This window comes from Alcanivorax sp. HI0007 (assembly GCF_001635525.1).
Taxonomy (GTDB): domain Bacteria; phylum Pseudomonadota; class Gammaproteobacteria; order Pseudomonadales; family Alcanivoracaceae; genus Alcanivorax.
In genome coordinates, this window is the sequence record NZ_LWEJ01000012.1 from 1 (window position 1) to 8,724 (window position 8,724).

Annotated in this window: 3 protein-coding genes; all 3 read left to right on the plus strand. The window is 61.0% G+C overall.

Going from position 1 to position 8,724, the window contains the following annotated elements; translation table 11 throughout:
* Positions 1 to 13 precede the first annotated feature (13 nt).
* Positions 14 to 6,241, plus strand: a complete 6,228-nt coding sequence (locus A3714_RS17845) for a hypothetical protein (RefSeq protein WP_369817817.1) — start codon at positions 14 to 16, stop codon at positions 6,239 to 6,241.
* Positions 6,238 to 6,822, plus strand: a complete 585-nt coding sequence (locus A3714_RS00965) for an OmpA family protein (RefSeq protein WP_063509960.1) — start codon at positions 6,238 to 6,240, stop codon at positions 6,820 to 6,822. The genes A3714_RS17845 and A3714_RS00965 overlap by 4 nt, the downstream gene beginning before the upstream one ends.
* A gap of 13 nt (positions 6,823 to 6,835) precedes the next feature.
* The coding region (locus tag A3714_RS00970; protein WP_156493807.1) for a hypothetical protein at positions 6,836 to 8,724 on the plus strand (1,889 nt) is incomplete at its 3' end.

Consider the following 8,724-nt stretch of genomic DNA (forward strand, 5'->3'; position numbering starts at 1 on the left):
CAGCATGCTGGTCATGACCAGCGTGCTGCTGCATGCTGCCACGGCGCCGGGCACCGCGTTGTTGAATCAGGCGGAAATGCGTTATTTCGATCCGCTGGAAGGGCGGGTTGTGGTCGTGCGTTCCAATATTTCCCGGGTCATGGTGGCGGAAAGCCCCGCGTTTGAACTGGATCAAGACAAGACCCGGGCCGCGTCGCCGGGGCAGTCCATCAGCATCGACCATACCCTGACCAATACCGGTAATGTGACTGACGGTTATTCCCTGTCGCTGACCAATCTGGGCGGCGATGCGGGTGACCTGCAGGGGCTGACGATTTATCTGGACAGCAATGGCAATGGTGTTGCCGACCCGGGCGAGCCGGCGGTGACGGAATTGCCCTCGGTGCTTCCCGGGGTGACAGTCAATCTGGTCATCAGCGGCACGGTTCCCGCCTCGCTGGTCAGTGGTGATGAAATTCGTCTGTCCCTGGACGCCCAGTCCCAGCTGAACGGGACCCTCACGGATGCGGTGCTGGACCGGGTGGTGATTGCTGATGGTGCCTCCCTGGTGCTGAGCAAATCCTCGAGCCTGAGTTGTGACGTGCCGCAGCAGGAAGGGGCCATCATCGACTACCAGGTTTCGGTCACCAACGTGGGCAACAGCGTCCCCGTGGAGCGCACCTTGCAAGTGGGGGGGCAAGCGGAGCAGGGCGTTCTGGTGGAAGATGCCTTGCCAGGCAACGTGACCTTGCTGGCGGCCTCGATGGCGGATATTGCCCCCTTGCAGGCGTTGCCTGTGGTGCATCTTGCTGGCGACTCGGCGGATGTCTGGCAGCGTTACGCTGACTGGACCGGAAATGGAACGGTGGATCGGGTCGGTCTGCTCATCCCTGCCGACCAGATTCGGAATAACCAGACCGGTGGGTTCTCCTTTGAGGTGTTGATTAACAGTGGCCTGACCCAGGGCACTTTGCTGTTCAACCGGGCCAGCGTGGACCTGGACGGTGATGGGCTGGCTGACGTGGAAAGTAACCGCGTCTGTCACCGGGTGGCGGCGACCTTGTCTCCGGGCATTACTTTCCAGCGGCCCTCCAATGCGGTTTTCCAGCAGAACCGGGCGCCGGAGCATGGCAATGACAATGATTTTGTCGATGCGGCTATCTATCCCCTGTTGCCCGAGGCGAGTCAGCGTATCCTGCTGGACGGCGTCTACCTGCGGGTGACGGCATCCCAGTTGAATCAGGTGCTGGCGGACCGGGATTTTGTGCAGACCACCCCCGGCGGTGAGCGGTTGTTGCAGGTGTCACTGAACTCCCGTCTCACCGGCGACTCCCTGGTGATGGCGGTGCGGGAAACCGGCGTGAATACCGGGGTTTTCCGCAGTGTATACCCGTTCTCCCTTAATGAATCCCGGTCCGGGGCCGGTGGGCTGTGCCCGGCAACGGCCAACGAGAACAGTCTGGCCCAGTACTCCGGCAGCACCACGCTCAATGAGGTGCTGGGCCTGGGCTGTGTGCTGCAAACCGGCGCCGAGGATCGCATCACGGCCACCTTCTCGGTGCCCACCTTTGGTCCGGATGGCAGCGTGGTGAATGTCCAGACCGTCACGGCTCTGGCCGCTGTGGACCCGGCGGGCACCGTGTATGACTCCAGTAACGGCCGCCCCTTGCCGGATGCGGTGGTGACCCTGTACCAGTCCCGTCAGCCCTTGGCGGATACCGGGCTGGCCAGTTGTGCGGCCTTGCCGGAAAGCGGCTATGAACGTGCCTTGCATCCCTTTACCGGGGACGTGCTGCCAACGGAAAACACCAACGCGACGGCGGCGGATAATACCCAGCAACCGGGCCGTTACCAGTTTCCTTTGGCGACCCCCGGTCATTGTTATTATCTGGATGTGGTTCCCCCGGAGGGGTATTCCTTCCCCTCTGCGGTATCCCCCGCAGCGGCCAAAGTCTTTTTCAGCAATATCTCGCAAAGCTCCTATGGGTTGGGGGGCTATGATCCGGATGTGGCCCCGGTGGGTCGGGCAGCGGCGCGCATGGCTGCTGTGAACAACCCGGGTGCCTTCCTGCTGGGCCTGGCCGATGTGTTTGTGGATATTCCCCTGGACCCCTCCACGGCAACCACCGCAGGCGTGCTGGTGCTGGACAAGCAGGTCGAAGCGGAGCGAGCGGCGGTGGGTGATGTCCTGGCTTACCGGATTGACCTGACCAGCAATCATGACGCGGAGCTATTCGCTGCCCGTATCGTGGACCGGCTGCCTTACGGGTTCCGGTATATCGAGGACAGTGCCTGGCTGGAGATCAACGATCAGCGTATCGAGATTCCGGATCCCACCAACAATGGCGGTAACCAGTTGACCTTTGTGATCCAGCAGCAGACTGCCAGCGGTCCGCAGCCTTTGCCGTTGCAGCCGGGCAGTACCGTCACGCTGCATTACGGTCTGCGTCTGTCCGCCGGTGCGGTGGACAGTGATGGCATCAACCGGGCCACCGCCCAGGCAAATACCGCTTCTGGATTCACCTATTTCTCCAACCAAGGTGAAGCGAAAGTCCAGGTGCGTAATGAAGGCGTGCTGTCTGACCGGGCCATGGTGTTCGGCAAGATCTACGTGGACAACGACTGTAACAACCTGCAGAACGACGGCGAATATCCGGTGGGCGGCGTGAAGCTGTACCTGTCCGATGGCTCCTGGGTCATTACCGATGAGAATGGCCAGTACAGTCTTTATGGGCTGCGCCCGGGGCTGCACACCATCAAGGTGGACCCGCTGACGCTGCCGGAAGGGCTGAAACTCAAGCCCATCGATAATCGTCATGCGGCGGATCCGCAAAGCCGTTTTCTGGATCTGCGCCCCGGGGAGTATCACCGGGCGGATTTTGCCGCCATGTGCCCCACGGCGGACCAGCGTGATGCCATCGTGGAAAACCTGAAGGCCCGTAATGCGTCCCTGTCCGGTGACTGGATGCTGGATGAAGCGGCCCGCTTCGATCCCCTGCGCCAGAACAATGTGAACAACCGCCTGCGTCAGGCGGATGGCAGCGGGGATCTGGGGAGCGGTGTGTACACCCAGACCGGTGATGCCAACCTGACCGAGGTCTGGGAGCAGGTGAGCCGCAGCCAGCCGGCGGCCCGGCCAGAGTTGACCCAGGCACCTGCCGAGGAAGCGCAAATGGGAGCCACCAAGGACATGGCGGCCAATGTAACCCGCGAGCAGGCCGTGGCCGGTACCTGGCTGTGGCCACGGGATGGCATCAGTCGCGATGGCCGTCTGCAGGTGGTGGTGCGCGGCGGTGTAGAACCGCATCTCTATGTAAACGACAAGAAAGTGCCACGCAGCCAGTTGGGTGAGCAGGTGCTCAACCGTCGCGAGAAAGCCCAGGTACTGAGCTGGTACGGGGTTTCCCTGGAAGAAGGTGACAACCAGGTGGAAGTCCGGGCCATGGATGCTTTCGGCAATGAGCGAGTGCTGGCGAGCACCGAGATACTGCGTCCGGAAGCACCGCGCAGCCTGACGCTGGAACCGCAAGAGCCCACCCTGGCAGCCGATGGTGGCCGCTCCACTTTGGCAATCCGGGTACGGATGCAGGATGCCCGGGGCAATCCGGCCCGGGGAACCTATTTCGTCACCCTGGAAAACGACAAGGGCGATTGGCTGGAAGAGGATCTGCAACCGGAGAATCCCGGCCATCAGGTGCGGGTCAGCGATGGCGAGGGTCTGGTCCATCTGCGCAGTACCGAATACACCGGTCCGATCCGCCTGCGGGCTCTGGTGGAAGACTTTGTCGCCACTGCCCGGGTGGAGCAGGTCGCCCCATTGCGTCCGCTGGTGGCCACCGGCTATGTGCAACTGCGTCAGGGTTTTGGCGGCAATGTGCGTGATAACGGCAATGCGCCCACCGAGATTGGTGACTCCCTGCCCGAGGAAGGGCTGGATGCCAATGGTGCGGTGTTCCTGAAAGGGGCAGTCCGGGGCGGTGCCCATCTGACCCTGGCCTACGATACGGATAATGACCTGGATGACGATGAAGAAATTCGTCGTGATCTGAACCCGTCGGATTCCTACCCGATTGCGGGCGACGCCTCGGTGCGGGGTTATGACGCGCGCAGTCGTAGCAAGCTGTACGCCAAGCTGGAAAAAGATCGCAGCAGCCTGTTGTGGGGGGATTACCTGACCGACCCCAATTACGATTTTCAGGACCTGGGGCGTGTGCAGCGCACCCTTACCGGCCTCAATGCCATTTACGAAAATGACCGGGCCCGTTTCCAGGTTTTCGGCGCGCGGCCGGAATACGAACAGGTCAGCGAGGAAATTCCCGGTAACGGCACGGCGCTGTTGTTCACCCTGGCCAATCGCCCGGCACGGGACAGCGAAACCCTGGAACTGATAGTCCGGGACCGGGATAACCCGGGCCTGGTGATCTCGACTCAGCCGTTGACACGCTATGTGGATTACTCGGTGAATTACTTCACCGGGGATATCCGCTTCCACGACGTGATTCCCTCCGTGGACGAAAACCTGAACCCGGTCTTTATCCGCGCCAGCTACAACGTGGAAGCGTCGGATGCCGAGGAGTACAACGTGCTGGGCGCCCGTTTCCGCTATCAACTCAATGACAAGTTGACGGTCAGTGCCAGCCGCACCCGGGACGAACATGACAGCGAAGGTTTTGATCTGACCAGTGTGGCGGCGGAATACGCGCTGACCGAACAAAACAGTATTTATGCCTCCTCGGCCACCATGGAAAACAACGACGACGGTATGGAAGGGGGGGCGTTCAGCCTGGGCAGCCAGTGGCGCTGGCAGAATGGTTCCAGTACCGATTTGCGCTGGGCCCGTGCCGAGGAAGGTTTCCGTAATCCGGCGGCAGGGATTGCCGAATCCCGTGAGGAAATGCGCCTGGATCATGAGCAGGTATTGTCACGCAGCCTCTCTGCTCAGGTGGAAGCCGTGCATTCCCAGTCCCTGGAGAATAACGATGCGCAGAGTAGCCTGGGTGTGATCGGCAAGAAGCAGATCGGTGCCACCCAGTTGCGTGCCGGTGCGCGTGGTATCGAGCAGCAGGATGACGAAGGCAGTGATCGCTTTGCCACCTGGATTCTCGGCGCCAGTCAGGGCACCAGTGTGTTTGGCAAGCCGCTGACGGTAGGGTCGGAGTACGAGCAGGCCTTCAATGACCGCGACCGCCGCCGTATTGCCGCTGATGCGGATCTGGGTATCACTGACAAGACCAGCCTGTATGGCCGCTATGAGCTGATCAACAGCCTCAGCGGCGTGAACCTGCTGAACAACGATGTGGAAACCCGGCAATTTACCTTCGGTGTTCGCTCCGCCCTGAGCCGCAGCACGGATGTGTTTTCGGAATACCGTCTGCGGGGTGCCCAGGATGGTCGTGATGTGGCTGCCGCCAACGGTGTTCGCTCCCATTTCGAGATTGAACCGGGCCTCACATTCAGCCCCTCGGCGGAATGGATCGAAACGCTGGAAGGTAGCACCAGCCAGGACTCCACGGCCCTGTCCCTGGCGGCGGAAGACAAGCGCAATCCCAATCGCCGTACTCTGGGGCGGGTGGAAACCCGCTTTGGTGACGAGCGCACCTATTACGGTCTGAGTGTCGCCAATATCTGGCGGGTAAACCTGGACTGGTCTGCGGTGGTCCGTGATGACCTGCGTCTGCAGTATTTCGATGGCCAGCCCAAACAGGGGGACAACATCGTCACCCTGGGCATGGCACGCCGCCCGCGTCTGGATAACCGTCACCACATGCTGTTCATGTACAAGTGGAAGACCCAGTGGGGTGGGGACGCGGCCAGTGATCGCAGGGTTCACATTCTTTCCAATCACCACAACTTCCAGCCCCATGACGACTGGATTTTCTCCGGCCGTATCGGTGCCAAGTGGCAGCAGACCGAATTGGGCAATCTGGATGTGGAGACCGATGCCTACGTGGCGGATGGTCGCATTATCTGGGACATCTCCCGCCGCTTTGATCTGGATCTGCATGGCGGGGCGCTGACCACTGAAGGTGTCAGCGAGCGACGCTACAGCTATGGTGTGGGAGTCAACGCGCTGGTTCGCCGCAATCTGCGCATGGGCGTGGGCTATAACTTCTCCGGTTTCCGTGACGACGACCTGGACCCGGAAGGCTACAACGTGGAAGGCCTCTACATCGGCCTGGAATACAAGTTTGATGAAGATGATCTGGGCTGGCTGGGCAGCAAAGCTGCGGGTCAGCGCAGTTATATGGGAGACGCGCAATGAACCGTTTTGTGATGGCCGCAGCACTGTTGCTGGGAGGCATGCTGTCCGGTTGCGTCAGCACGGAAGCGCTCTACGCGGAATACGATGAGGTCTGCCCGGTAAAGGCCAGCGTCACCGATACCGGTATGGTGATGGTGACGGGGCTGGCTTCCCAGTCGCAGGGACAGCTGTGGGAGCCGGCAGTGTATTTTGGTTTTGACCAGCATGGGCTGGGCGAAGAAGAAAGCCAACGCCTGGACCGGAATCTGGCCATTCTCAAACAGTACCCGACGCTACAGGTAAGCGTTCAGGCATTCACGGATCAGCGCGGTGGCAAACAATACAACCGGGTATTGGCTGAGAAACGGATGCAGCGGGTCAATGATTATCTGCAAGCCAACGGTCTGGATGCTTCACGAATAAAATCTGCCCCCCTGGGTAAGGAGCTTCCGATTCTGCCCAGTGACAGCGAGCAGGATCGTATCGTCAACCGCCGTGTGGAATTGATGCCACTGGATGCCCAAGGGCGTCCGCTGGTATTGCGGGTGGACTTTGACCGAAGTGGCGGCGACAGCTTCCAGGCCCCCGAGCCGGTGAGGTAACGGGATGATGCTGATGCGCAAGTCTCTGGGAATAGTGTTGCTGCTGTTGACGGCCGTGGCTGTCAAGGCGGCGGCACCCGTGGCGGGCACCGTCATCAAGAACCAGGCATCGGCCAGCTATCGGGCCTGTCTGGATGATGCCTGTACCCGTTTGGCCGAGGCCCAGCGTGTCACCTCCAACCTGGTCGAAACCCTGATACAGGCGGTGCCGGGCATTGAGCTGGTCAGCGCCCAGAACAAGCCTTCTCTCCCCGGGGGCGTGGTGTATTTCCCCCATACCCTCACCAATACAGGCAACGGCCGTGATCGCTACCAGCTCTGCCTGGACAATGTGGATGGCAATATTGCCGCGTGGTCCGTATTCCCGGACGGGAACGGTGATGGTCAGCCGGACAGTGGTGCGCCACTGTTTACCGATTCGGATCCGGATGGCTGCTGGGATGCGTTGACGCCGGACCTGCTGGCCGGTGACAGCTATGGCCTGGTCATTGAAGCGCAGGTCAGTGGCGCCGCCATTAGCGCACAATCTCTGGCACTGGATGTGGAGGCTGCCAGTCATAGCAATGCGGCACTGACCGCGAGCAATACCGATACCATCAACCTGATTGATGGTCCGGTACTGGAAGTGGTGAAGTCGCTCAGTGCCCGTCAGGGCCGCTCTCCATCCGGGCCGGTGACGGTCACCCTGTCGTACCGCAATCCTTCTGACCAGATCGCCACGCAGATAGAAATCGAGGATGTTCTGCCCCTGTTCTCCGTGGACGGCGTGAATGCGGGCATGACCTATGTGCCGGGTTCGGCACGCTGGACCGTCACCGGCAGCACCGAGCTCACGGATGACGGTGATGACGGTAGCCAGGGCAGCGGCCCGGATCTGATTGAATTCTGTGCCTACGATCCCGGTGCCGCCAACAGCGATTGCCATGATCGTGTTCGTGCGGTGCTGGCGCAATTGCCACCGGGCGCAGTGGGCTCCCTGACCTTCGATGTCAACATCGACAGCGGGCTCGATGCCGGCGACCGGGTCCGCAATCAGGCAACACTGAGCTATCAGAATAATGATGGCAGCACTAACTTCGGCCCCTTCGCCACCAATACCGTGGATTACCGGATTATCGACCGGGCCCTGTTGCCCGCGGTGGTTGCCAACAACAGCGAGACTGACAGTCAGACCGGTGAAGATGATGCCAGCAATACCGGCAACCGGGTGGAATTGGCATCCCTGGGGCAGGGGGGCGTGGCATCCTTCAGCAATGTGATCTGGAACCGGGGGGATGGCGAAGATACCTTCGACATCCTGGTAGAACCCTCGGTAGATCGATTGGGTGTGGCGTTGGCCAATCCCTTCCCTGCAGCTACCGTGTTCCAGCTCTACAAGAGTGATGGGGGAACGCCGCTGGTGGATACCGACGGCAATGGGGTGCCCGACACGGGGCCGATCCCGCTACCGGATGCGGGAGGCCAATGTCCGCCACGGTTTGTGACCGACAGCCTGAATCTGGCCTGTGGTGTGCGTGTGGTGCTGCAGGCTACCTTGCCCCCGGATGCCCTCGGAGGGCCGTTTGAAGTCACCAAGGTTGCCCGTTCAGTGACGGACCCCCAGGTGAGCAATGCGGTCAGTGATGTGCTCACCAGTATCCTGGCCAATCGCGTGGACCTGACCAATGATTCCCCGGTCAATGGCGGGGCTCCCGGTGAGGGCGCCGGTCCGGAAGCCTCACCGGTGCAGACCGTGAATGCGGCCCCCGGCGAGCAGGCGGTACTGCGTCTGGTGGTGAATAATACCGGCGCCCGTCAGGACTCCTATGATCTGGCTGTCAGCGATACGGACTTTGCACCGGGTCAGCTACCTTCGGGGTGGCAAGTGAGTTTTTATCGCGACGGCGGTAACGGTGACTGCGC

Excerpts from the sequence above, each read along its gene's own strand:
- A3714_RS00965 (WP_063509960.1), top strand. The coding sequence starts at position 6,238 with ATGAACCGTTTTGTGATGGCCGCAGCACTGTTGCTGGGAGGCATGCTG.
- A3714_RS17845 (WP_369817817.1), top strand. The coding sequence starts at position 14 with ATGACCAGCGTGCTGCTGCATGCTGCCACGGCGCCGGGCACCGCGTTG.